A 25,245-nucleotide genomic window follows, 5' to 3' on the forward strand; every position below is an offset into this window, starting at 1 on the left:
CTTATCAAACTTTTAGCTTGGCCTACGGCGCGAGATTGCTTATAACCAAGTTACTGCTCGATAGGTTTCTTGCCTGTATGAAACCTGCCTCAATAACTTAACGCCTGCCTCGTGCAGGCGTTTTTTTTTGGCACACTTCTGTTTGCGAACTTCTACAGGTTTGGCGGGTGTTTTCCGGCCAATCGCAACTGTGAGGGCAAAACCCGTTTCCTTTGCATGCGCAGCAAGGCATGATGCATGCACTGCAGCAATTGGCATCTTTCGGAAGGGGCGTTCATGGCATTCGAGATTTCACTGACGGGCAAAACAGCCGTTGTCACCGGATCGAATTCAGGCATCGGACTGGGCATCGCGTGGGAGTTGGCCCGGGCTGGCGCGAATGTCGTGCTGAACTCATTCACAGACTCAGAAGATGATCACGCCCTTGCACAACAGATTGCCGATGAGACAGGAACCAAAGCCCGTTACATTCAAGCGGACATGTCGAAGGGCGAGCAGTGCCGGCGCCTCATAGAAGAGGCGGGTGTGTGCGATATTCTGGTCAACAATGCCGGTATCCAGCATGTTGCTTCAATCCCTGAATTTCCCGCCGAGAAATGGGATGCGATCATCGCGATCAACCTGAGTTCTGCCTTTCATACCTCGGCGGCCGCCTTGCCGATGATGCGCAAGGCAGGCTGGGGTCGTGTGATCAATATCGCGTCTGCGCACGGGCTGACCGCTTCGCCTTATAAATCGGCCTATATTGCCGCGAAACACGGGATTGTTGGCCTGACCAAGACAACAGCCTTGGAGACCGCAAAAGAACCGATTACGGCCAATGCTATCTGCCCCGGCTATGTGCTCACACCGATTGTCGAGAAACAGATCCCGGACACCATGAAGGAGTACGATATGAGCCGTGAAGAGGTCATCGAAAATGTGATGCTCACGCGACAACCGTCGAAAGAGTTCGCAACGGTTGAGCAGATGGGGGGGACAGCCACCTTCTTGTGCTCCAGCGCGGCGGCGCAGATCACCGGAACCACGATCAGTGTCGACGGCGGGTGGACAGCGCTCTAGCACCCGCGTTTGCTGGGTCAGGCTAAGGAGAATGAGGCACTATGACAGTTAAGCGTATCAATCTTGCCTTGCAGGGCGGAGGTGCGCATGGCGCTTTCACCTGGGGCGTTTTGGACAGGCTGCTGTGTGAGGAGGATCTCCACATTTCAGCGATTTCCGGAACGTCAGCCGGCACCCTCAATGGCGCGGCGCTCAAGGCGGGTATGATCGAAGGTGGTCGACAGGGCGCTCGTGATCGGCTGGACTGGCTCTGGACAGAGGTCGGCGCCCGGCCAGACCTGCACATCCCCGCATGGATGCTGCCGTTTTCGTTGTCTGATTTCAGTCAGGCGCTTGAGTATTCCTGGCCGGTTATGGCCGCTGACGCCTGGTCGCGCGCCGTATCGCCTTACGTCTATGGGCCGTTCTATCGGAATCCGCTGCGGGATATTGTTGAGCAATTTGACTTTGACGCGGTGCATGAAGAGGGGGGGAAGGGGCCTTGCCTGTTCATCTGCGCCACCCGTGTGCGGAACGGTAAGGTCCGGGTGTTCAAGGACAGCGAAATCGGCACGAACGCAATTCTTGCCTCTGCCTGTCTGCCGACGATTTTTCAAGCCGTCGAAGTCGAGGACGCCGAGACTGGTTTGACCGAAGCGTTCTGGGATGGCGGCTACACCGGTAACCCCGCGCTCTTTCCACTGTTCAACCCGTCGCTGCCCGATGATATCTTGATCATTAACATCAACCCCCTTGAACGAACAGAACTTCCGCGTACGGCACAGGCCATCCAGAATCGGATCAACGAGATCAGCTTCAATTCGTCGTTGTTGCGGGAATTGCGCGCGATTGAGTTTGTCCAGAGACTGCTGAACCGCGGGACCTTGTCGACAGATCAGAAAAGCCGCGTACTCATTCACATGATTGCAGATGACGCGTTGATGAACGAGCTCTCGGTAGCGACCAAGCTGGTCCCCACGCCCTTTACGCTCGCCCGTCTAAAGGAGGCAGGGCAGAGAGCCGCCGAAGAATTCCTGACCCACCATAAGCAGGACCTGAACAAGCGCAGTTCAGTCGATCTGGTCGAAATGTTCCAATAGCTTATGCGCTGGTGGAGGTCGCAGGCTGGGTGGTGTCTTTTCCGTTCGGATAGACCAGCCCCGCCGAGATGACCAGTTTTGCTGCATCTTCCACCGTCATGTCGAGTTCGATCACGTCATCCGATGGAAAGAACAGCAGGAACCCGGATGTGGGGTTGGGTGTGGTAGGTACAAAGACGCTCAACATCGGCTGACCGTCATTACCTCGCATGGCGACCTCGCCCTTGGTCGTTGTCGAGATAAAGCCGATCGCCCAGATCCCACGCCGGGGGTATTCGATCAGGCAGGCCTTTTCGAAAGACCGTTCGGATTGGGCAAACACCGTCTCGGAGATTTGCTTGATGCCCGAATAGATGGTTCTGACGACAGGTGTACGCTCCACAAGGCTTTCGCCGTATCGGATAAGGGAACGCCCGATGATGCCCTTGGCCATCCACCCCACCAGAACCGTGAAGACCAAAAAGATGACCACGCCAATGCCACGGATGTTGATCTGGGTTTCCGGGTCGAGACCCAGCCACGCCTGAAGCAGTCGATCCGGCTGGTAGGCCCCGGGCACCAATGGCAACACGAACCCGTCGATCCAGCCAACAACCGACCAGATCAACCAAATGGTCAGCCCTACAGGCGCAATAACAACGAGACCCGTCAGAAATGAGGCGCGCAACCAGGAGATCAAACTACGGCGGGACACAGGTGGTTCGGGGTCAAACGGGGTATTCATAACACTTCTCTAACTGGCGCCTCACGTAGTTAGGTGCAATGCGCGGGTGGCACAATGGATTTGCGCATCGACACTGTTAACTTCCCGCATCACGAGTAAGTGTGACCAATTCCGAAGCGATCTCGGCGGCAAGCCTCGCATTGTTCCGGACCAGCGCGATATTGGCCGTCAAGGAGCGTCCTTTGGTCAGCTCAAAAATGCGCTGGAGAAGATAGGGCGTAACCGCTTTTCCCTTGATCCCGTGCTGGTCGGCGTCCGATTGTGCTTGAGCAATAATCGGCGCCAGTTCAGGCGCCGCGATCTCGTCCGCTATGGGGATAGGATTGGCCACCAGCTGACCGCCAGGTAGGCCAAGCCTGACACGCATGTGGTGCGCGCGCGCAATTTCCGCTGCGGTGTCCATCCGCAATGGAGCCTGCAGCGGGGACTGAGCGCTCCAGAATGCGGGAAAACTGTTCTGCCCGACGGCAATGACCGGAACGCCCTGGGTTTCGAGAACCTCCAAGGTTTTGTCCACATCAAGTATGGCTTTTGCGCCGGCAGCGACAACAGTGACCGGGGTTTGAGCCAGTTCCATGAGGTCGGCAGAGACATCGAAACTGTCTTCCGCGCCACGATGCACGCCCCCAATGCCGCCTGTGGCAAAGACCTCTATATCGGCCAGTCGAGCAGCGATCATCGTGGCTGCAACAGTGGTGGCACCTGTACCGCCGGTCGCCATGCACGCGGCAAGGTCTGCACGAGATAGCTTTGCGACCGACTTCGTTTGCGCGAGGCGCTCAAGCTGCGTCTCATCAAGACCGATGTGCAGGGTCCCCTCGATGACAGCGATCGTCGCAGGTGTCGCTCCTGCGGCGCGGATATCGTTCTCGACCAGCCGCGCGACATCGAGGTTTTGCGGATAGGGCATCCCGTGGGTGATGATGGTACTCTCAAGTGCAACGATGGGTTTTGCGGTCGCAACCGCCGCTGAAACTTCTGCCGAGCGCACGAGGGGTAGGGGGGTCATAAGCTTGTTTCTCCTGAAACATAGGTGGCGGCGGCTTGGAGAGCGCTGGCAAGTGCGTCTTCTGGCGAGGCCCCTCCGGCGTCCGCCGCAATATGCGAGGCCATGAAGGTGTCGCCCGCTCCGGTCACACGGGCCACCAGCACTTGGGGTGGCGTCTGGGTCAGCAGCCCATCCTGCCGACCTTCCGTCGCATCCGCACCGCCATCCGTGACCAGAACGCGTGTGGCGCCGCGCGACAGTAACCCCTCCGCCGCCGCACGCGAACCCGTGAAGGTTCTGTTGCAGAGGAGACCGGCTTCTTCCAGATTGAGATAGAGCGTCCCGCGTTGCCCGGACAGGAAGGGTGTCAATCGCTCCGCCTTGCCCGGTGAGGCGGGTGCAATCCGCAGATCCGCCTGGGCAAAGAGGGAACTCCGGGCGATTTCAGTCAGCAGATCGAGCGTCAGATTTCCGTCGAGAGCGACGATTCCGTCAAACGGACTGTCGGCAGATGCAACACGTCCGTCAGAGAGCGGGCCAAGTATCTTCGGCCCAGCCGCTTCTAGGGAGTGGGCGTCCGCTATGGCCGCGATCAAACCGTTGGCACCCTCGACAGCCATGTAGATATCCGTTGGCAGATCGTCAGAGCGGTAGATCGTGTCGGTGATCATGCCGCGCGCCGCGCAGGCCGCCACCAGTTCGTCACCCTCTGCGTCTCTCCCAATCGCCGTCAGCAGAGCCGGGGTCATCCCGAACCGCACGAGGGTCATTGCGATGTTCATCGCAACACCACCCGGTACTCGTGTGATACGGCCCGGTACATCTGATCCTTGCCGCATCGCACTCGCCGAGCGACCAATCACATCCCAAAGGACGGAGCCGATGCAGAGAATGTCGGGTGCCGCAGTCATGCCTGTCTTGTGGCGGGGAACACGTCGGGGTGCAAGGGCTGCTTATGGTGGTACGGAGAAGGTGAGTGCGGCCCAAAGGCTTTCCCAGACAGGCGCCCGCTCGCTTGAGCCAGCCTCGGGACTGGGACGCAGGACGACGGCGTCGAAGAGGTAGCGGTGTCCGGTTTTCACTGGAACAGCCACCTCGCCATGACCATCCGTGCGGAACAGGCTGACGATCACCTCTCCTGCGGGCGACAGATCAAAGACCTCCACCTGCGCATCCGCACGCGGTTGAGCGTCGTAAAGGAGCCGCACCTGCATCGTGCCGTCAAAACCAGCCGCATAAGGATTGCTGAGCGCGACAAACTCTGTCGTCAGGCCAAAAGCCCGGTCCTGACCTTCGCCGGAACCGATCGCGATCAGAGACTTCGCGTGGCGGGTATAGCTCTCACGGAAGCCCTCCATCGGCCATCCCGCTGACTTGTGGATCTGCGCTGCATCCGGGAAGTCCTTGTGCTCCGCAAACTTGAGGAACTTCTCCCAAACCTTATACGTCAGGCGTGACGGTTCCGTTTCATGCAGTACGACCAACAATCCGTCCTCGCGTTGCGCCGTCATCTGCAAAGCGGGTGTGTCTCCCGCACGTCCGGTTACGGGTTGCACAACGTCGCCGAATGCAGCCTCAAAACGGCTGAACCGGTTGTCAAACCATGCAAGCTCAATTCCCTTGAAGTTCTCGCCGTTCCGTAGACGAGCGGTGACGGGCGCACCCGGCTCGACCTGATAATGGTCCGGATCAATCCAAAACTCATGGCCAACAACCGGCTGAGCTAGTAGCACTAGCACGGCAAACACATAGCCTGAGATTCTCATGACGTCGCCCATTTCACTTTCAACAATCAAGCTGTTGCTTTTGATGGTTTTGTCAACCACTGCGCTGGTCGCCACCAGCAATCGTCTGCACGCCCACGAAATAGAGCCGACAATTGCGGATCTGTCAGTGACGGAAGGCGGAGTTATTCATCTTGACCTCCGCATCAATTTGGAGGCGTTTCTGGCCGGGGTCGATCTGGACGCCGTCGAAAACACAAACGATGATGACGCGGGCTCCACGTATACCGACTTGCGTGCGCTTTCTGCGGACGCGTTGGCCGAGCGTGTCCCCCAGCTTGTCTCCAGATGGAACGCTGGTCCGCTGGCAAGCGCTGGTGTGCCGCTCGAACTTCGGCAAAACGGTCTGGACATTCCCAATGACCTTGGCCCCGATCTGCCCCGGATCTCGGTTCTTAGGTTGACGGCAGCAATGCCCGATGAGGCGTCACAGATTGAAATCAGTTGGCCAGTCGGCGCAGGCGCTCTCGTGTTACGTCAACAGGGCGTCGAGGACCCTTACACCGGCTTTCTGAGTGGTGGCGAGACGAGTCCAAACATCGACATTGGCGGCGGTGGCGCGGCGTCGGGCTGGCAAGCCTTCGCCGACTACATCCCCGTCGGATTTGACCATATTCTGCCGAAAGGGCTCGATCACATTCTGTTTGTCCTCGGCCTCTTCTTCCTGAGCACACGGCTCGCACCACTGGTTTGGCAGGTCAGTGCCTTCACCTTGGCGCACACCGTGACCCTGGCTCTGGGCGCTCTTGGTTGGGTCAACGTGCCAGGTAGCATCGTGGAGCCGCTGATTGCAGCATCCATCGTGTATGTCGCCATCGAAAATGTCTTCACATCAGGTCTCAATCCCTGGAGACCAGTGGTCATCTTCGGATTTGGCCTGTTGCACGGACTTGGGTTTGCCTCCGTTCTCGAGGACTTCGGCTTGCCGGATGGGCAATTCATACCCGCGCTCATTGGCTTCAATATCGGCGTCGAGATTGGCCAGCTGACCGTGATCGCCATCGCGTTCCTGCTCGTGGGGTGGTTTGCCCGGCAGTCGTGGTACCGGTCGCGTATTGCGGTACCGGCATCCTGCGTTATCGCCGCAGTCGGCGCCTATTGGTTTGTCGAACGCGTTTTCCTTTGAAACTCAGGACAGTGACGCAATCAAATCGGCCAGAGCTGCGGCCGGGTCTTCAGAGGCCCAAATCTCCGATCCTATGCCAAAGAAGTCGGTGAAAGGGGCCAGTTGAGCCACCTTGGTTTCGTCAAGTGCACCTTCGGCAACCACCGGAACCTCAATCATTTCCGACCACCATTCAAAGAGATCTTGTTCCGCAAAACGGCCATCTCCGAGCTTTGACGCCTGCACCGGACCAAAACTCACGTAGTCCGCACCTGCCTCGCCGGCAGTCATCCCGTCGTGCCGGGAGGTTCCACAGAAGGTTCCGACAATCGCATCGTCGCCAAGCGTTTTCCGCGCCTCCCGCACGGACCGTGCGGCATCGACAAGATGCACGCCGTCCAGGCCAAGTTGGTGCGCCAGCAGACTGTGATCTGTTACCACCAAGGCAATGTCGCGCGTATGGCTGACTTCCCGCAGCGCATCGGCCGCGCGGGCCACGCGATCTTCGTCGCGCGTTGAAAGATCAAGCCGGACGCAGGCAATCGGATGGGTGTCCAGAACAGATGCCAAAACGTCTGGAAATGTTCCAAGCTCAAACTCCGGTGGCGTAATCAGGTAGAGCTGCGGCTGCTCGGGCATATCCATGCGCTGTCCTCTTGACGTCTTTTTTCGAGCAGTAGCGGATGTGATCTGGAATGAAAACGTCTTTGCTCGACAGTGACCAACGGTTGCGTTGTCGCGCCACAGACCTGCTTGCGGCGCGCATGCCGGCACCGTAATAGGCGCCCATGAACCAATTTGTTGAGCCCCCTGAGGCCCCGGCCTTTGTCCTCGTTCGTCCGCAAATGGGCGAGAATATCGGCGCCGCGGCGCGTGCAATGTGGAATTTCGGTTTGGACCGCATGCGGATTGTGGCGCCGCGAGACGGCTGGCCAAACCAAAAGGCCGTCGCCATGGCAAGCGGTGCTGGACGCCTGCTTGATGACGCTCGCCTGACCGACGATCTGGCCGAAGCGGTTGCCGATTGCACATTCGTGTTTGCCACAACCGCGCGGTCCCGCGATTTGACCAAAACCGTCTTCAGCCCCGAAGAGGCGATGCGCCACGCTGCAAGGAGAATTGCGGACGGCCAACGGATTGCGGTGCTCTTCGGGCCTGAGCGGGCCGGGCTTGAGAATGATGATGTCGCGCGCGCCAACGCGATCATCTCAGTTCCAGTGAACCCGAAGTTTCGGTCCCTCAATCTCGCGCAGTGCGTGCTGCTTGTGGCGTATGAGTGGCGGCGGGCAACCGCGGGGGTCACCGCCGAAGTCACTGAAATGGCTGGAACAGAATGGGCTGACGCGACGGAGATCGAGCATCTCGCCGCCCACTATGAGGATAGAATGGAAGCAGCTGGCTTCTTTTTTCCTCACCATAAGGCAAGCTCTATGCGCACCAACCTGCGCAATATGTGGAGCCGAATGCCGCTCACGCGGGCTGATGTTCAAATGATGCACGGGATGCTGCGCCAGTTGGTTCGGCGGGGAACGCGCGACGACGAGACGCGCTAGACGCGGTGTGGCGATGGATTTAGATATGCAACGCCAGATCAGCACAAGGACACCCGTATGAGCAAGCGCAAGCTCTTCGAAGAGGTTGGCGAGACGACCGACACGCGACCCGCCGCCCGACCCGGTGGGATTGATCAGGCGCGCAGCGGTGCACGTGGTGCGATCCGGATCTGGCTGATGATCCTTTTCGCGCTTGTGGTCCTGATGATCGGCGTCGGCGGTTTGACCCGCCTCACAGATAGCGGCCTCAGCATCACTGAATGGCGCCCAATCACGGGCGCTTTGCCACCGATGTCGGCATCCGACTGGGAAAGCGAGTTCGCAAAATATCGTGCGATCGATGAGTTTCAGATCCAAAACCAGTGGATGGATCTGGACGACTTCAAGGTCATCTATTGGTGGGAATGGGGGCACAGGCAACTCGGCCGTGTGATTGGTCTCGTTTGGGCACTTGGTTTTGGCTGGTTCGCCATCCGCCGCCAGATACCACCAGGTTGGACCCCCAGGCTTCTTTTTCTTGGCGCACTCGGCGGCGCGCAAGGCGCTATTGGTTGGTGGATGGTGGCCTCCGGCGTAACCCAAGGCGAAGGTACGACCGATGTCGCCAGTTACCGGTTAGCCACGCATCTGGGGCTCGCCTTCGTGATCCTTGGCTACATTACGTGGTTTGTTCTGAAGTTGGGGCGCACATCGGGTGATCTGATGCAAGCAAGACGCGCAAAGGAAACAAAACAGTGGGGCATGGCGACGGGACTTCTGCATCTGGCCTTCCTGCAGATCCTGGTTGGAGCGCTTGTCGCGGGTATCGACGCGGGACGAAGCTACACGGATTGGCCGCTCATGGGGGGGCAAGTCTTCCCCGCAAGCGCATTTGTGCTCGATCCGGTCTGGCGTAATTTCTTCGAGAGCCCCGGGCTCGTGCAATTCATTCACCGAGTGACCGGATATCTGCTTGCGGCGTTTGCACTTGTGATTTGGCTGCGCGGGCGCAAGTCGTCCCACGCCGCCACACGATTTGCCTTCAATGCAGTCTTGGCGGCAGTTGCGCTTCAGGTCGTGATCGGGATCGGCACGGTGCTTTACGGCGCGCCAGTTCATATCGCGCTGGTGCATCAGTTGATGGCCGTCATCTTGTGGGTTCTGATCCTGCGTGCACGGTTCTTGAGCGGTTACCCGATCGCAACATCGCTGAGAGGAGATCGCTGATGGGTCCCTATGAAAAACTGATGGCCTTTACCCGTGAAACAGAGGCGCTCGCACAAATTTCAGGTCGGTTGGACTGGGACCAGGAAACGATGATGCCCAAAGGCGCCGCCGCCCAACGGAGTGAAGAATGTGCGGCAATCGCGGGTGTCTTGCATGCGCGTCGCATTGACTCTCGCGTGGGTGACTGGTTGGCAGAGCTGAAGCAGGCTGCGCTCGACCAGACTTCCAGGGCGCAGTTGCGCCATATCCAACGCAGCTATGACCGCAACAGCAAGGTCCCCTCTGAACTCGCAAGCCGAATTGCGCGTGTCACGTCGGAGGCGCAAGGCATCTGGGCAGAGGCGCGCGCGCAAGACGATGTAGCGGCCTTCACCCCGATTTTGTCCGAAATCATTCGCTTGCGCCAAGAGGAAGCGCAGGCCCTGTCCGACGGTGGTGATCTCTATGACGCGCTGCTCGCGGACTATGAACCTGGAACGAGCGGAGCCGATTTGGAGGCGATGTTTGGCGCCCTCCGGCCAGAGCTTGCAAATCTGCGTGCCGCTGTGCTTGATGCCGAAGCCCCACCACAACTTGCCGGGCGGTTCGATGAGGCCGTGCAAATGAAGCTCGCCCGCCAGCTCGCGACGACTTTCGGCTATGACATGGCATATGGGCGCGTGGACAAAGCCGTTCATCCCTTCAGTTCCGGCTCGGGCCTTGATGTACGGATTACCACGCGGACCAATGTCGAAGATCCGTTCAATTGCTTCTATTCAACGATTCACGAAGTGGGGCACGCGGCCTATGAGCAAAACATTGATCGCGGATATCACCTGACGCCGCTAGGCCAGGGCGTTTCCATGGGGGTCCACGAAAGTCAAAGCCGGATCTACGAAAACCAGATCGGACGAAGCCGCGCCTTTACGTGCTGGCTCTTTAGTCTAATGTGCGATGCTTTCGGTGACTTCGGTATCGCGGATGAAGACACATTTTACGCCAGCGTAAACCGAGTGTCGGATGGATACATCCGGACGGAGGCAGATGAATTACAGTACAACCTGCATGTGCTGCTGCGCTTCGATCTGGAGCGTGCACTTGTCAGTGGCGACTTGCAAGTATCCGATCTTGAAGTCGCCTGGAATGATCGTTTCAGAACAGACTTTGGATTCGCTGTCGACAAGCCATCGAACGGGGTGTTGCAGGATGTGCATTGGTCCGTGGGGCTCTTTGGGTATTTTCCGACCTACAGCCTCGGCAATGTCTACGCCGGCTGCCTGTACGAGGCACTGCGGGTGGCGGTGCCGGCACTCGACAGTCAACTGGCGAAAGGGGACACCTCAGGCGCAACCGACTGGCTGCGCCAGAATGTGCAGGTTCACGGTGGGCTTTATGAGCCGCGTGACGTCATTGCGAAGGCCTGCGGGCTGGAGCCCTCGGAAGCGCCATTATTGAACTACCTCAAGAGAAAGTTCTCAGACATTTACACACTTTAGAAGGTCAGAGCAGTGCCATACGCTCCGCTCTTTCGAGATCCGGATAGGGCCTGTAGAGTGCAAATTCGGCAGTTGCGATCAGATCATTCACGGCCCGGTGCATCTCGCCCACATCGTCGTCATGCGTGCCGGTCAGTCGAAACGCATCGTCCAGTTGTGAGAGGCCATCCACTTCGATCTCCAGCATGAAATCGCGATAGCAATCCGCCGCCAGATTAAGTTTGCGACGCATCAGCCGCCAGCCACCGATAACGCCATTGGCATGCAGATGTCCCATCCAGTCGTCCAAAGCCTTGGCAAAAAGCAGCGCTTTCGCATCGTCCTTCAACGTGATCATGCAGCAGTACAAATTCATAGATACACCTCTTGCGCGATACGAGTGAAGTGTGCGCCGAAATGCTTGCTGCTACGTTAAGAGGATTGCGTGGAGCAAAAATTGCACCGGTCTGCTTCGGAAACCGGCGGTCCGTTGTGACCTAGGAGACGTCGAACACCTTATTTCATGTTTCTCGGACATACATACGGCGTACCGTGATCATGACCGATTTATCCCGGCCACCAATGGTGATGCCATCGAGCAAAAGTTCGGCAGCGGCATTGACCACATAAACGACCGCTCTTTGCCCTTTTGCATTTCCAAGCCCACCAGCGCGCGCCAACTACGACGGCGCCGAAGAGACACGTTAAAGCCGAGCCACTTAGGTCGACACAGAATTAGCTCTCTGGAGCGTCCTCCGCATCCTCGCCTTGGTCGGCGATCCACGCCACGCTGACAACCTCCTCGCCAGGGCCAGTGTTGAAGACCTTTACGCCGCCGGCAGATCGGGACCGGAAGGATATTCCCTCTACAGGCACGCGGATTGATTGCCCCTTTGACGTGGCAAGCATGATTTGATCGTCCAATTCCACCGGGAAGGAGGCAATGAGCGCGCCACCGCGCATCGCCTTGTCCATCGCTTGGACTCCCATACCGCCGCGACCGCGCACGGGGTAGTCATGGCTGGAGCTCAACTTGCCTGAACCGCTGGATGTCAGAGTCAGGATCAGGTTTTCGGCTGCTGACATCTCCGCGTAGCGGTCGGGGCTTATGGTCGCGTTTGCGCTGGTTTCTTCCTCATCCGATGCACCATTGTCGCCATCATCAGCAATGCCGGCCATCGCACGCCGCATCTTCAGGTAAGCGGCCCGCTCGTCAGCCGTCGCGTCGAAGTGTCGGATGATCGACATTGAAACAACTCTGTCATTGCCACTCAGCTTGACGCCGCGCACGCCGACAGAGCTGCGCGAATTGAACACGCGCACATCGGTCGACGGGAAGCGGATCGCCCGACCGGAGGCCGTCACAAGCATCACATCTTCGTCCGGTGAGGCGATGCGAGCATTGATCAGGGTTGTCTCGGCGTGCTCGCCTTCGAACTTCATCGCGATCTTGCCGTTAGATTTCACGTTTGTGAAATCGCTCAGAGCGTTGCGCCGAACTGTTCCCGCAGATGTTGCAAAAACGATCTGTAACTCTGACCAATCCTTCTCATCCCGATCAATCGGCAGGATTGCCGCCACCGACACACCGGACGGGATCGGCAGAATGTTCACGATCGCCTTGCCCTTCGATGTCCGCCCGCCTTGCGGCAAGCGCCAGGTCTTCAGCTTGTAGGCCATGCCGTCCGTCGTGAAAAAGAGGAGTTGGGTGTGTGTATTGGCCACAAAGAGCGTGGTCACAACGTCCTCTTCTTTGGTCTGCATGCCTGCGAGGCCTTTCCCGCCGCGTCGCTGGCTGCGGAAATCCGCCAAGGGTGTGCGTTTGATGTAGCCACCCGCCGTCACGGTCACCACCATATCCTCGCGTGCGATGAGGTCTTCGTCCTCCATGTCGCCAGACCAGTCGACGATCTCGGTGCGGCGCGGAACTGCGAAGAGATCACGCACCTCGCGCAACTCATCCGCGATGATGGCCATAATCCGCTCACGACTGCTCAAAATATCGAGGTATTCCTTGATCTTGCCGGCAAGCTCTTCCAACTCATCGGTGACTTCTTTCACACCGATCTGGGTGAGTCGTTGCAGTCGCAACTCCAAAATGGCCCGAGCCTGCATCTCCGAGAGGTTGTAGGTCCCGTCCGGATTGGCGGTATGTGTCGGGTCATCAATCAGCGCGATGTAGTCAAGGATCTGTTCCGCAGGCCAGCGGCGAGTCATTAGCTTTTCACGCGCTTCAGCCGCATCGGCAGACGCGCGAATGGTTGCAACCACCTCGTCGATATTTGTGACCGCAACTGCAAGACCACAGAGAATATGACTGCGCTCTCGTGCCTTGCGCAAAAGATATGCCGTGCGGCGCGCCACGACATCTTCGCGGAATTCAATGAAGTAGGTCAGGAACTTCCGAAGCGTAAGCTGCTCCGGCCGCCCGCCGTTCAAGGCAAGCATATTGCATCCGAAATAGGTCTGCATGGGCGTAAAGCGGTACAGCTGATTCAGCACCACCTCCGACACCGCATCGCGCTTCAGCTCGATGACCACCCGTACGCCGTTTCTGTCGGATTCGTCCTGGACATGTGCGATGCCTTCGATCTTCTTTTCGCGGACCTGCTCCGCGATCTTCTCGATCATGGTGGACTTATTCACCTGATAGGGAATCTCATCGATCACGATGGCCCAGCGGTCCTTTCGGAGTTCCTCCATTCGCGTCTTTGCTCGGACAATCACCGAGCCTCTGCCCTCCAGATAAGCTTTTCGCGCACCAGAACGGCCCAGCATAATGCCGCCTGTCGGGAAATCCGGGCCGGGGACGTAGTCGATCAACTGTTCGGAAGTGAGATCCGGATCTTCGATCAGCTCAAGAGTGGCCTCGATCACCTCACCCAGGTTATGCGGCGGGATGTTCGTGGCCATACCCACCGCGATACCACCGGCTCCATTGACCAGCATATTCGGGAAGCGGGCGGGGAGCACGGTGGGCTCTTGCTGCTTGCCGTCGTAATTGTCCTGAAAATCGACGGTGTCCTTGTCTATGTCGTTCAGCAGGTAGGCCGCAGGTTTGTCCATGCGCACTTCAGTGTAGCGCATGGCCGCCGGGTTATCGCCGTCCATCGAGCCGAAGTTGCCCTGACCGTCCAACAGCGGCAGTGACATGGAGAAATCCTGGGCCATCCGCACAAGAGCGTCATAAATTGCGCTATCGCCATGCGGGTGATACTGGCCCATCACGTCGCCTACGGGACGTGCAGACTTGCGGTACGGCTTGTCGTGACTGTTGCCCGTCTCATGCATCGCAAAGAGGATTCGGCGATGTACTGGTTTCAAGCCATCCCGCAAATCGGGGATCGCCCGGCTGACGATGACAGACATCGCATAGTCCAGATACGACGTCCGCATTTCATGCTCGATGCTGACCGTCGGCCCATCGTATGCAGGACGTTCCGGGATCATTTCATCATCACTTTCAGGGGGTTGTGGTGTATCGCTCACGTAGGCTGCCCGATTTTTCCGCAGGGTCTATATCTTGTGGGTTAACTCTATCAGAGGGGACATATCGGGTGCAATCCTTCATCTCCGCTCCGTCTGGCAGCCGGACCATACAAGTGACAACATGCTGTTTTCATTGAAAAGTAATCTGATCCTGTCATTCTGGGTTTGTTAACCAGTGGCGAGGACAAACATGACCCGATCTGAAACTGAATTGATGCTCAAAGGCTACGGCCTGACAACGGCCGAGTTTTTCTACCATATGCCGGACTACACACATGTGTTGAACACCTTCATCTGGCAGGAATACGATCTTGCGCCGGATCACCCCCGGCTTTTCGAATTTGTCGATTTCTGGCAGTCAGAGATTGAAGGTGCGCTGCACTCCGTCCGCTTCACACATCGAAAGATGATCAGCCCAGGCGAATGGCGCAACGTGACCGGAGAGTTTACGCTGCACTAGCTGTCAGGCCGAACAACTCGCACCGCCCAGCACGCAAAACTTTGCGCAATGGGGGTGATTGAGCGCCACAGCGCCTTCGGCGTCCTTCAGGTCGGATCCGAGTTCGAACTCGGGCGAATAGGGCAATAACGTACAGGCCAAAACGGCAGGACGCTCTGCGCCCTTGCGCTTGACCACCATCCTCGACGAGGCACACATCAGCGCATCGGGCGACTTGTTCAGGATGCCCCAACACGCCGCGGTGATCTCGGGCACCTCGACCGTCTCGTCCATTTCGGGAAAGAGAACTGTCATCGACGGGTCTTGTGCATCGATGTCAAACCCATGCTTTGCAAAAAAGGCGGCATATCCGGCTCGGCTCTCAGCCTCGTCATGCGCCATCACAGACCTGCCAGCCACAGCCATGCGAAAACCGTTGTCCCTCAACCAGACCATACCTGCCAGTGTCTTGCTGAACGCCCCGGTACCACGCTCTGCATCATGTAAGTCGGCGTCATAATGATCGACGGAAACCCGCAAGGTCAGCTTGCCCGGATAGGCCGCGTTCAACTCCTTTAGACCGTCCTGCATCTTGGACCGCATCATCGGACGCATGGCGTTTGTGAGTATCAACACGTCATAGCCGTTGGAAAGCGATCGACGTGCCATCTCTATCATGTCAGGGTTCATGAAGGGCTCGCCGCCGGTGAACGCTATTTCGCTGATTGGCCAGCCACGCTCCTCAATCTGGTTCAGATAATCGGTCACCTCGTCTGCCGTGATGTAAACAAGGCGATCATTGGACGGGCTGCTCTCAATGTAGCAGTTCAGGCATTCGATATTACAAAGCGTTCCGGTGTTGAACCACAGCGTCTTCGGAGCGGTCAGAGCAACTGTCGCCCGCGGGTCGCCACTTGCAGTCACAGTCGGGTCCATGAATTTGCCTGCGTTGGCGAGTGCCAGATCTTTCATCGGGTCGTGGTCCTTAGGTGCGTATTGCCGTGAATGTGTGGTAGGGGATACCTAAAGGCAAGAGAACCGCATTCATTCGACTTGCACGCTCTTGTGATCGGGTTTTATAAGAAACATGTTTGCGCTAACATAAACCTTGGCCACTGCGCCTCAAATTTTAGGAAGATGAGTGATGGTCTCGCGCGTTATTCCCGTCGATCCCTTCGATCTTGTGATTTTTGGGGGCACCGGTGACCTGGCGCGACGGAAAATACTACCGGGGCTTTTTCGACGGTACTGCGCCGGCCAGATGCCGAAGGATGCTCGGGTGGTCGGCGCCGCGCGGGCCGAAATGGATGACGCCGACTATCGGAGCATGGTCGGCGAAGCGATTGTTGAATTCAGTGTTCGATCAGACGTCGACCAAGGCAAGCTCACCGCATTTCTGGAAAACCTGTCTTATGTCGCCATCGACGCGCGCGGCGAAAACGGTTGGAGCGAACTGGCCCAGCACATGCGCCGTAAAGTCGTGCGCGCTTTTTACTTCTCCGTCGCGCCCGGTCTCTTCGGTGACCTGGCTGAACGTCTGAACAACCATGGGCTGACGGATGATGACAGCCGCATCGTGGTGGAGAAACCCTTTGGCCGGGATCTGAGCAGTGCGCGTCAGCTCAATCAGGACCTTGCCGCCTTCTTTGACGAGGGCCAGATTTATCGGATCGACCACTATCTCGGCAAGGAAACGGTGCAAAACCTAATGGCCGTGCGCTTTGGCAACATGCTGTTCGAGCCGCTCTGGAATAGCCAGTTTGTCGATCATATCCAGATCACCGTCGCAGAGACGGTTGGGGTAGGCGGGCGCGGCGAATACTACGACAAGTCGGGTGCGATGCGCGATATGGTGCAGAACCACCTGATGCAGCTGTTGTGCCTGATCGCGATGGAGCCTCCGGCGCGGTTTGACCCGGATGCTGTGCGCGATGAAAAGCTCAAGGTGATCCGCGCCTTAGAACCCGTAGAGCCGCATCACATCGTGCGCGGCCAGTATGACGCCGACCCAACCGATCCCGAAAATCTGCCCAACTATCGCACAGCCGTCGAAAATCCGACGTCGAAGACGGAAAGCTTCATTGCCCTCAAGACCCATATTGCCAATTGGCGGTGGGCGGGCACCCCGTTTTACCTGCGCACCGGCAAACGGCTGGTGGCGCGGTCCTCGGAGATTTCGATTGTCTTCAAGGACACCCCGCATTCGATCTTTGGCGAGGAAGCGGGGCGGCATCGCAATGTGCTCTCCATTCGCCTGCAGCCTAACGAAGGCATCAAGCTCGGCGTGACCATCAAGGAGCCTGGCCCCGGCGGAATGCGGCTCATCGACGTCCCACTCGACATGACCTTCGCCGACGCGCTGGGGCCGGATGGCGCCGAAAATGTCGATGCGTATGAACGGCTTATCATGGATGTGATCCGCGGCAACCAGACGCTGTTCATGCGCGGCGACGAGGTGGAAGCGGCTTGGGCCTGGACCGATCCGATCATCGAAGGCTGGACAAATCGCGGCGATGTGCCCAAGCCTTACGACAGCCACAGCGCGGGGCCGGATGCCGCCGCTCAGCTGATGCGTCGTGACGATCGGGACTGGCGAGAGGTGACCCCATGATGTTCAATGAGAATGCGGATCGCGACATGGCGATCATGAACGTGGCCCATGCGATCACCAGCGACCTGCGCAAGTGCCTTCTACAGCATGAGTTTGCCAGCTTTGCCGTGCCGGGCGGAACGACACCGGGGCCCATCTTCGATGCGATGAGCTCAGTCGAGATCAATTGGGACCGTGTGCATGTCATGCTGACCGACGAACGCTGGGTGCCGGAAGATCATGCGCGTTCGAATGCAGGGCTGGTGAAGTCGCGGCTTTTGACCGGCAACGCGGCGGCTGCAAAGTTCATCTCCTTTTATCGAGACGGCATGAGCGCGAAGGAGGCCGCGCCGCTGGTCGCCTCTGACCTCGCGGGAGAAGTGCCGATCTCCGTCCTGCTGCTGGGCATGGGGGCGGACATGCACACCGCCTCACTCTTCCCCGGCGCAACCGGCACCGAGGCCGCCATGTCCCGGGACGCACCGCTCGTCTGCGCGGTGACACCAGCCGATCAACCCGAAGCACGTATCACACTGAGCGCGCCTGCCTTGGACGGAGCGATGGACAAGCACCTTGTGATCTTCGGTGATGACAAGCGCGCGGCCTTTGATAGGGCGCAAACGCTGTCACCCGCAGAAGCGCCGATCTCAGCCGTTATCTCGGGAGGAACCGTGCATTGGGCAGCCTAAAGTCTCAATGGGACGCGCTGACGGCGCGCCATGAACAGACCAAAGACCGGTCGATTTTATCCCTGTTTGACGATGCGACACGCGCATCCGATTTCTCGGCTCAAACAGGCGACATGCTCTTGGACTACTCCAAGACCAATATCGATCGAGAAACGCGGGCGGCCCTGATCGGTTTGCTCGACGCTGCAGATCTGGGCAGCAAACGTGCGGCTATGTTCTCCGGCGCGCCAATCAACGACACCGAAGGTCGCGCCGTTCTCCATACCGCTTTGCGGAATCTCGATGGCGGCCCGATCTTTGTTGATGGATTTGACATCATGCCGGGGGTGCTTGCGACGCTGGATCGCATGCGCATCTATGCCAATCACATTCGCGAGAATGGTGTGACAGACGTCGTGAACATCGGCATCGGAGGGTCCGATCTTGGCCCGGCCATGGCGGTGGATGCGTTGGCGCCCTACCACGACGGCCCTCGCTGCCATTTCGTATCGAACGTCGACGGAGCGCATATCGCCGACACGCTGCGCGGCCTTGATGCGAAAACCACTCTTGTGATTGTTGCGTCCAAGACGTTCACAACCATTGAAACGATGACCAACGCCCGAACGGCCAAGGCCTGGATGCAGGACCATGGGGGTGATCCAAGCACGCAGTTCGCTGCTCTAAGTACAGCCGAAGACAAGACACGCGACTTCGGCATTCCGGCTGAACGGGTGTTCGGTTTCGAGGATTGGGTTGGGGGGCGCTACTCAGTCTGGGGACCGATTGGTCTGTCGCTTATGATCGCGATTGGGCCCAAAGGCTTCGATGCTTTCCTACGCGGTGGGCAGGCGATGGACCGGCACTTCCAAACCGCAGACTGGTCAGAGAACCTGCCTGCGCTGCTCGCACTCGTCGGCGTTTGGCATGCACAGGTGTGTGGGCATGCAAGCCGCGCTGTCCTTCCATACGACCAACGTTTGGCCCGATTGCCGGACTATCTTCAGCAACTGGAGATGGAGTCGAACGGGAAGTCCGTTCAGATGGATGGCACCCCGGTGACTGTGTCCAGCGGCCCCATCGTCTGGGGTGCGGCAGGAACCAATGGCCAGCATGCCTTCTATCAATTGATCCATCAGGGCACCCGGATTGTGCCGTGCGAATTTATGATTGCGGCTGAAGGCCACGAACCAGAGCTCACCCATCACCACGACCTGCTGGTGGCAAACTGCCTTGCGCAAGCCGAAGCGCTTATGCGGGGTCGCAGCATTGACGAGGCGCGGGACAAGATGGCCGACGCTGGTCTGAGCGGGACCGAACTGGAGCGACAGGCCAGACATCGCGTCTTCGCCGGAAGCCGGCCTTCAACAACACTCGCCTATCCAAAGCTGGATCCCTTCACACTTGGACAAATCATTGCCCTTTATGAGCATCGCGTATTCGTAGAAGGCGCGGTGCTGGGGATCAACTCGTATGACCAATGGGGCGTTGAGCTCGGAAAGGAGTTAGCCACGGCGCTTCAGCCGATCATCGAGGGCACGGTCGATACCAGTGATAAAGACGGCTCGACTGCCGAGTTGGTCGACTTTCTACAGAAGCATCGAAGCTAGGAGCGGTGGCCTGAAAGCCCACCGTACCTGCCGGATCCTGCGGCTGCGCTGGACTGCGTGATGAACTCTCTGACCGAGACGGTCAAATCGCATCATTCCGCGCCCCGTCCACATCTTCAAATCGTCGGCGCACATGCGCCGGAATCGGGTAACGCGCGGAGCCATCAGACGTCAGCAAGACCAAGACGCAATCAAACGTCGCCCGAAGTGTTCCACCAGCCCACAGTTGCTGTGCCAGTGAAAACGAAGTTCTGCGGAATGCGGTGCATGCACAGGTGACGATATAGTTCTCATCCATCCGCATTTCCTGTCGATAGTGGATCTGGCCTGATCGGATCACAATCCGCGGGTCGTCGCCTTCGCCCATGCAGCGTGACAGCTGCCAGTCCTGGGTATAGCGAATGCGCAGCCGCTCAAACCACTGCATATAGACGGCGTTGTTCACGTGATTGAGTACATCAAGCTCGGAAAAGCGCACCTTGTCGGCCATTGCCAGCGGGGCGGGAGGGGTGATGCCGAACTGAGCTTGCATCTCGGGTGAGAGAGGGCTGTGGTAAATCAAATCCATGCGCCTTGGCTTAGGGTCTAAGCTCATCCGTGCCAAGCCCGTCGCGCCGCATCACGTCAGTTTTGCGAGATCAGAGCCGTTCGACCTGTGCTCTGATCGAACCGGACGCAGACCGGGCATGCTCTGCCACTCCTCAGAAGCCTGCAGTTGGGCGCCACTACAGGCAAGATACCGCTGGAACGCGTATGGTTCATCTAAACCGGCACCGAAGCGTGACCTGCGGGCCACTTTTTCAAACATCCTGACAGGCCTATGCAGTTTTGCCCCACATCCAGCAAAAAAGCCGTAGAACAGAATGCAACTTTAGATTTAACGCTTGATGTCGGAGACACGCGATGAAACTGCCCGCTTTGATCCTTGCCGCACTACTTCCAACAACTGCACTGGCCGGACCGGATCGCGTCTCGATCCTGCTGGGCTCCGAACACTTCAACGCCGAAGAAGACTTTCGCGAGTTCAATCCGGGGGTGTTTCTGACCTGGGAAGGGCCGACTTTCGACTACTCTGTCGGTGTTTTTCAGAATAGCTATTCGAATGTCTCGCCGCTGATTTCAATTGGATACGACATCGAGGTCGCGCCCGAATTTGAAATCGGCGCCTTTGCAGGGCTGGCGGTTTATCCGGGCGAAGGCGATCGTTTCGATCACTCTATCGGAGACGTTGTCCCGCTGGTCGGACTTCAGGCCAGGTATCGGAATGTATTTGCGCAATTGCTGCCCGCAGATGGTCAATCGACAGACGGCGTTCTGGCGTTTGGACTCACGTTTTCCCTGGACTAGTACGAAAGTGGAGCGGGTAACGGGAATCGAACCCGTAACTTAAGCTTGGGAAGCTCGCGTGATACCTTTTCACCATACCCGCGCTGAGCGGTTGGCTAGTGCTTTCGTCGTCGAGCGTCAAGGCCGATCAGTTGCTCGGGCAACGGGCTCGGAAGAAATTGATTTCGGCCGGCACCCGGACACCCTCTGCCGTCACATAAGATGCCAACGCAGCATCGACCTTGGCGGTGATGGCCGCGCTATCTTCCGCACTGCCCTGAAAATACTCGACCGTTCGCGCAGCCGGCCCGATGCTTGTTGCCATCGCGGCAACCTCTGAGCGGGTGCCGGGCGGTGTGAGCGCGACCTTAGCCACCTCCGCTTCAACGGCAACCAGACCCGCCCGCGTCAGAATCTCCTGAACACGGGGGACATCGCGGAACGCGAAGGGACCCGGGGCATCGGGGTCAACACTCGGCGGCGCCCCGAGCACGTCCTTGGCCGCCTCAACAGCGAGGCGAAACCATGGATTTCTAGGGAAGGGCCCCCAGCTTGCAAAAGTAACATAAGCCCCAGGCTTCAAACCTTTGCGCATGTTTGTGAATGCAGCTTCGGGATCGGCGAAGAACATGACACCAAAACGCGAAATCAGATGATCGAACCTCCCATGCTCGAAGGCGAAATGGGCCGCGTCAGCCTCGGCAAAGGCGACATGATCGCGCCCGGCCATCCGGCTTTTGGCCAGTCTGAGCATAGTTGGCGAGATATCCACACCGAGGACTTGGCCTGCCTCGCCAACCTGATCCGCCGCATGCAACGTGCTGGCGCCGGTGCCGCAACCGATGTCCAGCACGCTGTCCCCTGGCCGCAATTGCGCACGCGCCAGCACGCCATCCAGAACCGGTTGCATGAGCGCATCGAGCAAAGCCTGCTGGTCGACCCACTTCTCGCCGGCTTGAGCCGTCCAGAACTCTGCCTGTTCGCTGTTGTCCTGCCTCATGCCCGACGCCTCCGACGGCGCCCACCGCCCGAGGTTTCGGTGCCGGTGTTAAACGTCTCTTCCGGCAGGGTCACGATGGAGCGGAGGATGGGGAAGGGCTCTACTGCGTTTGGGATCGCCGAGGCATTCACAAAATGCTCCTGAAAGCGCGGCTCAATCGCTGTTTCGATCTTGTGGATCGCACGCACCGTCGCCTCGATTTCCGCCCGTGCGCCGGTGTTCAGCAGAGCAATCCGCGCGCCGGTGCCAGCGGCGTTGCCCGCCGAGGTCACCTTGTCCAGCGGCGCATCGGGTATCATGCCCAGCACCATCGCGTGTTTGGTCGATATGTGGGCGCCGAAAGCCCCGGCAAGCACCACGCGATCCACGTTGTCGACGCCGAACTTGTCCATCAACAGCCGCGCGCCGGAGTAAAGCGCCGCCTTGGCCATCTGGATTTCGCGGATGTCGCGGTTGGTGATGGTGATCTTCGGCCCGCCCGCCTCGGTGCCATCATAGAGCAGGTAGGAATAGGTGCGCCCGTCCTGAAAACAGCGGCTCGAGCCTGTTTGTTCGGGCGAGCCGATCAGTCCCGGTGCGTCCACAATGCCATGGATCCGCATCTCGGCGACCATCTCAATGATGCCGGAGCCGCAGATGCCCGTCACGCCAGTCTTGGCGATCATCGCGTCGAAGCCATCCTCATCCGACCACAGATCGGAGCCGATCACCTTGAAGCGCGGCTCTTTCGTCACCGGATCGATCTCGACGCGCTCAATGGCACCCGGGGCGGCGCGCTGGCCCGAGCTGATCTGCGCCCCCTCGAACGCAGGCCCTGTCGGCGAAGAGCACGCCAGCACCTTCTCGCGGTTGCCCAGGAGGATTTCGGCGTTCGTGCCGACATCGACCACCAAAACCAGATCGTCGGATTTGTCCGGAGCTTCGGAGAGAGCAACTGCCGCAGCATCCGCGCCCACATGACCTGCGATGCAGGGCAGCAAATAGATCCGCGCCGAGGGGTGGATGTTCAGCTCCAGATCATCCGCCCTCAGCCGCAAGGCGCTGTTCGTGGCCAGGGCGAAGGGTGCCTGGCCCAGCTCGAAGGGGTCAATGCCCAGCAGCAAATGGTGCATCACCGGGTTGCAGACAAAAACCGCGTCGACGATCAGCTCCTTGTCGATCTCCGCCTCTGCCGCGATCTGGGTAAAGAGCCCGCACATGCCTTCACGCACCGCGCGGGTCATCTCCTCGGCGCCCTTGGCATTCATCATCGAATAGGACACCCGGCTCATCAGGTCTTCGCCAAAGCGGATCTGCGGGTTCATCACGCCCGACGAGGCAAGCACTTCGCCGGTCTGCAGATCGCAAAGATGCGCCGCGATCGTGGTCGAGCCCAAATCGACCGCGAGCCCATAGACCGTGCCGTCATAGTACCCCGGCCAGATGTTCATGATACGTGGGCGGTTTTCCTTGTCACCCAGATGCACAGCGACGGTGACTTTCCAGTCGCCCTTGCGCAGGATCGGTTGCATCGACTGCAGGATGTGCAGATCGGCGGTGACTTTGCGCAGACCCCATTGGCTTTTAAGTGCCGCCCGCAGGCGCTCCAGATCGCCCGATGGGTCGTGCATGTCAGGCTCTTCGACCTCGACGTAGAAGAGCTTGGTGGAGGGGTCGAGCACGATCTCCCGTGCCTCGGCGCGTTTGCGCACGACCTGTTTGTGCACCTGGCTCTCAGGCGGCACATCGACCACCACATCGCCTTGCACCGTAGCCTGACAGCCCAAGCGGCGCCCCTTGGCCAGCCCGCGTTTTTCGTCGTACCGCGCTTCGACGCTGTTCCACTCCGACAGCGCATCCTCGCGCACCGTCACGCCATGCTTGGAGAACTCACCATAGCTCGGCGTGATCTGGCATTTCGAACAGATCCCACGCCCACCACAGACGGAATCGAGATCGACGCCCAATTGCCGGGCGGCGGTCAGAATGGGCGTTCCAAGCGCAAACCGCCCCCGCTTACCTGAAGGCGTGAAGACCACTAGGGGATCGCTGCTCATCGTTTCGTCACACCTGTTCTTGACCCTCGGCGGGAGCTTACTGTCGCGCTCCGCGCGCTCATGCTGATCTGCGTCACTTAATATGCCGGGCGCGGCATTGCCCGCCTGTATTTGTCATAACCATTATGAACAGGCATTGAATGCACCACGGATCAGCGGTTTTGCCGCGCGTGGAAGACAAAGCCCAGCATGTTTAGCAGAAGCTGTGCAGCGAGGATCGAGGTCGACCCGGACGGGTCGTAATCGGGTGCCACTTCCACCAGATCGACCCCGACAACCTCATGCCGCCGGGCGAGAGTTTGCAGCATCTCAAGCACCTCGTAGTAGAGAAACCCGCCGTGGCTCGGCGTGCCAGTACCGGACGCGATGGATGGGCAGAAGGCGTCAATGTCGATGGTCACATAGACCGCCGCCTCTGCGGGTATGGTCTCGATCACCCCAACGGACCCCATCCTGCGCGCCTGGCGCACCGAGATGATCTGCGATCCCATTGCTCGGGCATGCTCATAGCCTTCCCTAGCAGTGGAACTCACATTGCGAATGCCCACCTGCGTCAGCCCGGTGACGTACGGCCGCTCTGCGGCGCGACGCATCGGGTTGCCATGCCCGTGCCGCACCCCATGTCGCTCGTCCACGAAGTCCAGATGCGCATCAATCTGAAGAATATGGAACGGGCGCCCTGTGTACTCCGGGCCATCAAACGCCCGGACGCAGGGAATATTGACCGAATGATCGCCGCCGATGACCACGGGCAGGGCGCCCGCCCGCAGGATCGCCCGCACAGCCCTCTCGATATTGGCGTGGCTGGCCTCGGTGTCCGTATGCACGATGTCGGCATCGCCGATATCCACGATGCGCACGTCGGCGGGCAGATAGGTCGCATCATCTTCATGATCATAGGCCCCCGCGTGACCGAAGCTGAACAGCGTCGAGGCTTCGCGCACACCGCGCGGCCCAAACCGCGCGCCCGCCCGCCATTGGGTGCCCGCATCGAAAGGCGCGCCGAGGATCGCCGCATCTGCCGAGATCCCATCCCAGTCCGACACATAGGGCCGCTTGCCAAAGGTCGAAATCCCGACAAATGGCAGATCGAGCCTGCCGCTCTCATATCCATGCTCCGCCATCCCCACCT

General features: G+C 58.8%; 23 protein-coding genes and 1 tRNA gene. 11 read left to right on the forward strand and 13 right to left on the reverse strand.

Features of this window, described 5'->3' with window-relative positions:
- Positions 1–276: 276 nt before the first annotated feature.
- Both Q1A71_RS10635 and Q1A71_RS10640 read left to right on the forward strand, forming a co-directional pair.
- Complete coding sequence (locus Q1A71_RS10635) at positions 277–1,062, forward strand: 3-hydroxybutyrate dehydrogenase (protein ID WP_299675205.1); 786 nt, start codon at positions 277–279, stop codon at positions 1,060–1,062.
- A gap of 41 nt (positions 1,063–1,103) precedes the next feature.
- Complete coding sequence (locus tag Q1A71_RS10640; RefSeq protein WP_299675209.1) at positions 1,104–2,141, forward strand: patatin-like phospholipase family protein; 1,038 nt, start codon at positions 1,104–1,106, stop codon at positions 2,139–2,141.
- A 1-nt stretch (position 2,142) separates the two neighbouring features.
- Here Q1A71_RS10640 and Q1A71_RS10645 read toward each other — a convergent pair whose 3' ends face one another.
- The 4 genes from Q1A71_RS10645 to Q1A71_RS10660 all read right to left on the reverse strand — a co-directional run bounded on the left by Q1A71_RS10645 (position 2,143) and on the right by Q1A71_RS10660 (position 5,679).
- On the reverse strand, positions 2,143–2,865 hold the full coding sequence (locus Q1A71_RS10645) for a DUF502 domain-containing protein (RefSeq protein WP_299675211.1): 723 nt from the start codon (positions 2,863–2,865) through the stop codon (positions 2,143–2,145).
- A gap of 76 nt (positions 2,866–2,941) precedes the next feature.
- Positions 2,942–3,874 carry a pseudouridine-5'-phosphate glycosidase gene (locus Q1A71_RS10650; protein WP_299675214.1) on the reverse strand — a complete coding sequence of 311 codons (933 nt, stop codon included), beginning with the start codon at positions 3,872–3,874 and terminating at the stop codon, positions 2,942–2,944.
- Positions 3,871–4,764, reverse strand: coding sequence for a PfkB family carbohydrate kinase (locus Q1A71_RS10655; RefSeq protein ID WP_299675217.1), 894 nt, complete (start codon positions 4,762–4,764; stop codon positions 3,871–3,873). The genes Q1A71_RS10650 and Q1A71_RS10655 overlap by 4 nt, the downstream gene beginning before the upstream one ends.
- 42 nt (positions 4,765–4,806) lie before the next feature.
- Positions 4,807–5,679 (reverse strand): DUF4198 domain-containing protein, encoded by an 873-nt coding sequence (locus Q1A71_RS10660; RefSeq protein WP_299675220.1) that lies wholly within the window; start codon positions 5,677–5,679, stop codon positions 4,807–4,809.
- On the opposite strand from Q1A71_RS10660, the gene Q1A71_RS10665 reads away from it, so the two are divergent.
- Positions 5,663–6,763, forward strand: a complete 1,101-nt coding sequence (locus Q1A71_RS10665; RefSeq protein ID WP_299675224.1) for a HupE/UreJ family protein — start codon at positions 5,663–5,665, stop codon at positions 6,761–6,763. The two genes, Q1A71_RS10660 and Q1A71_RS10665, sit on opposite strands and share 17 nt — an antisense overlap.
- Before the next feature lie 3 nt (positions 6,764–6,766).
- Here the strand turns inward: Q1A71_RS10665 and Q1A71_RS10670 are convergent, their stop codons facing one another.
- Positions 6,767–7,387: a thiamine phosphate synthase gene (locus tag Q1A71_RS10670; protein WP_299675227.1), complete on the reverse strand. Its 621-nt coding sequence runs from the start codon at positions 7,385–7,387 to the stop codon at positions 6,767–6,769.
- 143 nt (positions 7,388–7,530) lie between these two features.
- Here Q1A71_RS10670 and Q1A71_RS10675 point away from each other — a divergent pair, with 143 nt between their 5' ends.
- The 3 genes from Q1A71_RS10675 to Q1A71_RS10685 are packed head-to-tail and all read left to right on the forward strand — an operon-like array spanning position 7,531 to position 10,976.
- Positions 7,531–8,295 (forward strand): RNA methyltransferase, encoded by a 765-nt coding sequence (locus Q1A71_RS10675; protein WP_299675229.1) that lies wholly within the window; start codon positions 7,531–7,533, stop codon positions 8,293–8,295.
- A 57-nt stretch (positions 8,296–8,352) separates the two neighbouring features.
- A complete protein-coding gene (gene ctaA / locus Q1A71_RS10680; protein ID WP_299675257.1) occupies positions 8,353–9,501 on the forward strand; it encodes a heme A synthase in 1,149 nt (382 codons plus the stop codon).
- On the forward strand, positions 9,501–10,976 hold the full coding sequence (locus Q1A71_RS10685) for a carboxypeptidase M32 (RefSeq protein WP_299675260.1): 1,476 nt from the start codon (positions 9,501–9,503) through the stop codon (positions 10,974–10,976). Before ctaA ends, Q1A71_RS10685 begins: the two co-directional genes overlap by 1 nt.
- A 4-nt stretch (positions 10,977–10,980) precedes the next feature.
- Here the strand turns inward: Q1A71_RS10685 and Q1A71_RS10690 are convergent, their stop codons facing one another.
- Positions 10,981–11,331 (reverse strand): DUF6614 family protein, encoded by a 351-nt coding sequence (locus tag Q1A71_RS10690; RefSeq protein WP_299675264.1) that lies wholly within the window; start codon positions 11,329–11,331, stop codon positions 10,981–10,983.
- 359 nt (positions 11,332–11,690) lie between these two features.
- Positions 11,691–14,405, reverse strand: coding sequence for a DNA gyrase subunit A (gyrA, locus tag Q1A71_RS10695; RefSeq protein WP_299675267.1), 2,715 nt, complete (start codon positions 14,403–14,405; stop codon positions 11,691–11,693).
- A 229-nt stretch (positions 14,406–14,634) separates the two neighbouring features.
- Between gyrA and Q1A71_RS10700 the strand changes: the two genes are divergently transcribed.
- Complete coding sequence (locus Q1A71_RS10700) at positions 14,635–14,904, forward strand: usg protein (protein ID WP_299675270.1); 270 nt, start codon at positions 14,635–14,637, stop codon at positions 14,902–14,904.
- A 3-nt stretch (positions 14,905–14,907) separates the two neighbouring features.
- Here Q1A71_RS10700 and Q1A71_RS10705 read toward each other — a convergent pair whose 3' ends face one another.
- Complete coding sequence (locus tag Q1A71_RS10705; protein WP_299675273.1) at positions 14,908–15,855, reverse strand: radical SAM protein; 948 nt, start codon at positions 15,853–15,855, stop codon at positions 14,908–14,910.
- 172 nt (positions 15,856–16,027) lie between these two features.
- Here Q1A71_RS10705 and zwf point away from each other — a divergent pair, with 172 nt between their 5' ends.
- From zwf to pgi, 3 genes are read left to right on the forward strand one after another with little or no spacing between them, the layout of a single operon-like run.
- Positions 16,028–17,494: a glucose-6-phosphate dehydrogenase gene (zwf, locus tag Q1A71_RS10710; RefSeq protein WP_299675276.1), complete on the forward strand. Its 1,467-nt coding sequence runs from the start codon at positions 16,028–16,030 to the stop codon at positions 17,492–17,494.
- On the forward strand, positions 17,491–18,162 hold the full coding sequence (pgl, locus tag Q1A71_RS10715) for a 6-phosphogluconolactonase (protein WP_299675279.1): 672 nt from the start codon (positions 17,491–17,493) through the stop codon (positions 18,160–18,162). The genes zwf and pgl overlap by 4 nt, the downstream gene beginning before the upstream one ends.
- Positions 18,150–19,751: a glucose-6-phosphate isomerase gene (pgi, locus tag Q1A71_RS10720; protein ID WP_299675282.1), complete on the forward strand. Its 1,602-nt coding sequence runs from the start codon at positions 18,150–18,152 to the stop codon at positions 19,749–19,751. The genes pgl and pgi overlap by 13 nt, the downstream gene beginning before the upstream one ends.
- Positions 19,752–19,833: 82 nt before the next feature.
- On the opposite strand, the gene Q1A71_RS10725 is transcribed toward pgi, so the two are convergent.
- Entirely contained in the window at positions 19,834–20,319 is a 486-nt protein-coding gene (locus tag Q1A71_RS10725; RefSeq protein ID WP_299675285.1) for a thioesterase family protein, read from the reverse strand.
- A gap of 335 nt (positions 20,320–20,654) precedes the next feature.
- Here Q1A71_RS10725 and Q1A71_RS10730 point away from each other — a divergent pair, with 335 nt between their 5' ends.
- Positions 20,655–21,098 carry a hypothetical protein gene (locus Q1A71_RS10730; RefSeq protein WP_299675289.1) on the forward strand — a complete coding sequence of 148 codons (444 nt, stop codon included), beginning with the start codon at positions 20,655–20,657 and terminating at the stop codon, positions 21,096–21,098.
- Between the two features lie 8 nt (positions 21,099–21,106).
- On the opposite strand, the gene Q1A71_RS10735 is transcribed toward Q1A71_RS10730, so the two are convergent.
- From Q1A71_RS10735 to speB, 4 genes are all read right to left on the reverse strand, one after another.
- Positions 21,107–21,180: transfer RNA gene (locus Q1A71_RS10735), tRNA-Gly, on the reverse strand.
- A 45-nt stretch (positions 21,181–21,225) separates the two neighbouring features.
- Positions 21,226–22,077, reverse strand: coding sequence for a class I SAM-dependent methyltransferase (locus tag Q1A71_RS10740; protein ID WP_299675292.1), 852 nt, complete (start codon positions 22,075–22,077; stop codon positions 21,226–21,228).
- Positions 22,074–24,113: an ASKHA domain-containing protein gene (locus Q1A71_RS10745; RefSeq protein WP_299675295.1), complete on the reverse strand. Its 2,040-nt coding sequence runs from the start codon at positions 24,111–24,113 to the stop codon at positions 22,074–22,076. The genes Q1A71_RS10740 and Q1A71_RS10745 overlap by 4 nt, the downstream gene beginning before the upstream one ends.
- Before the next feature lie 152 nt (positions 24,114–24,265).
- The gene (gene speB / locus Q1A71_RS10750) at positions 24,266–25,237 is read right to left on the reverse strand and encodes an agmatinase (protein WP_299675298.1); all 972 of its coding nucleotides are present in this window, start codon (positions 25,235–25,237) and stop codon (positions 24,266–24,268) included.
- Between the last annotated feature and the right edge of the window lie 8 nt (positions 25,238–25,245).

The organism is uncultured Roseobacter sp. (genome assembly GCF_947493125.1).
GTDB lineage: Bacteria > Pseudomonadota > Alphaproteobacteria > Rhodobacterales > Rhodobacteraceae > Roseobacter.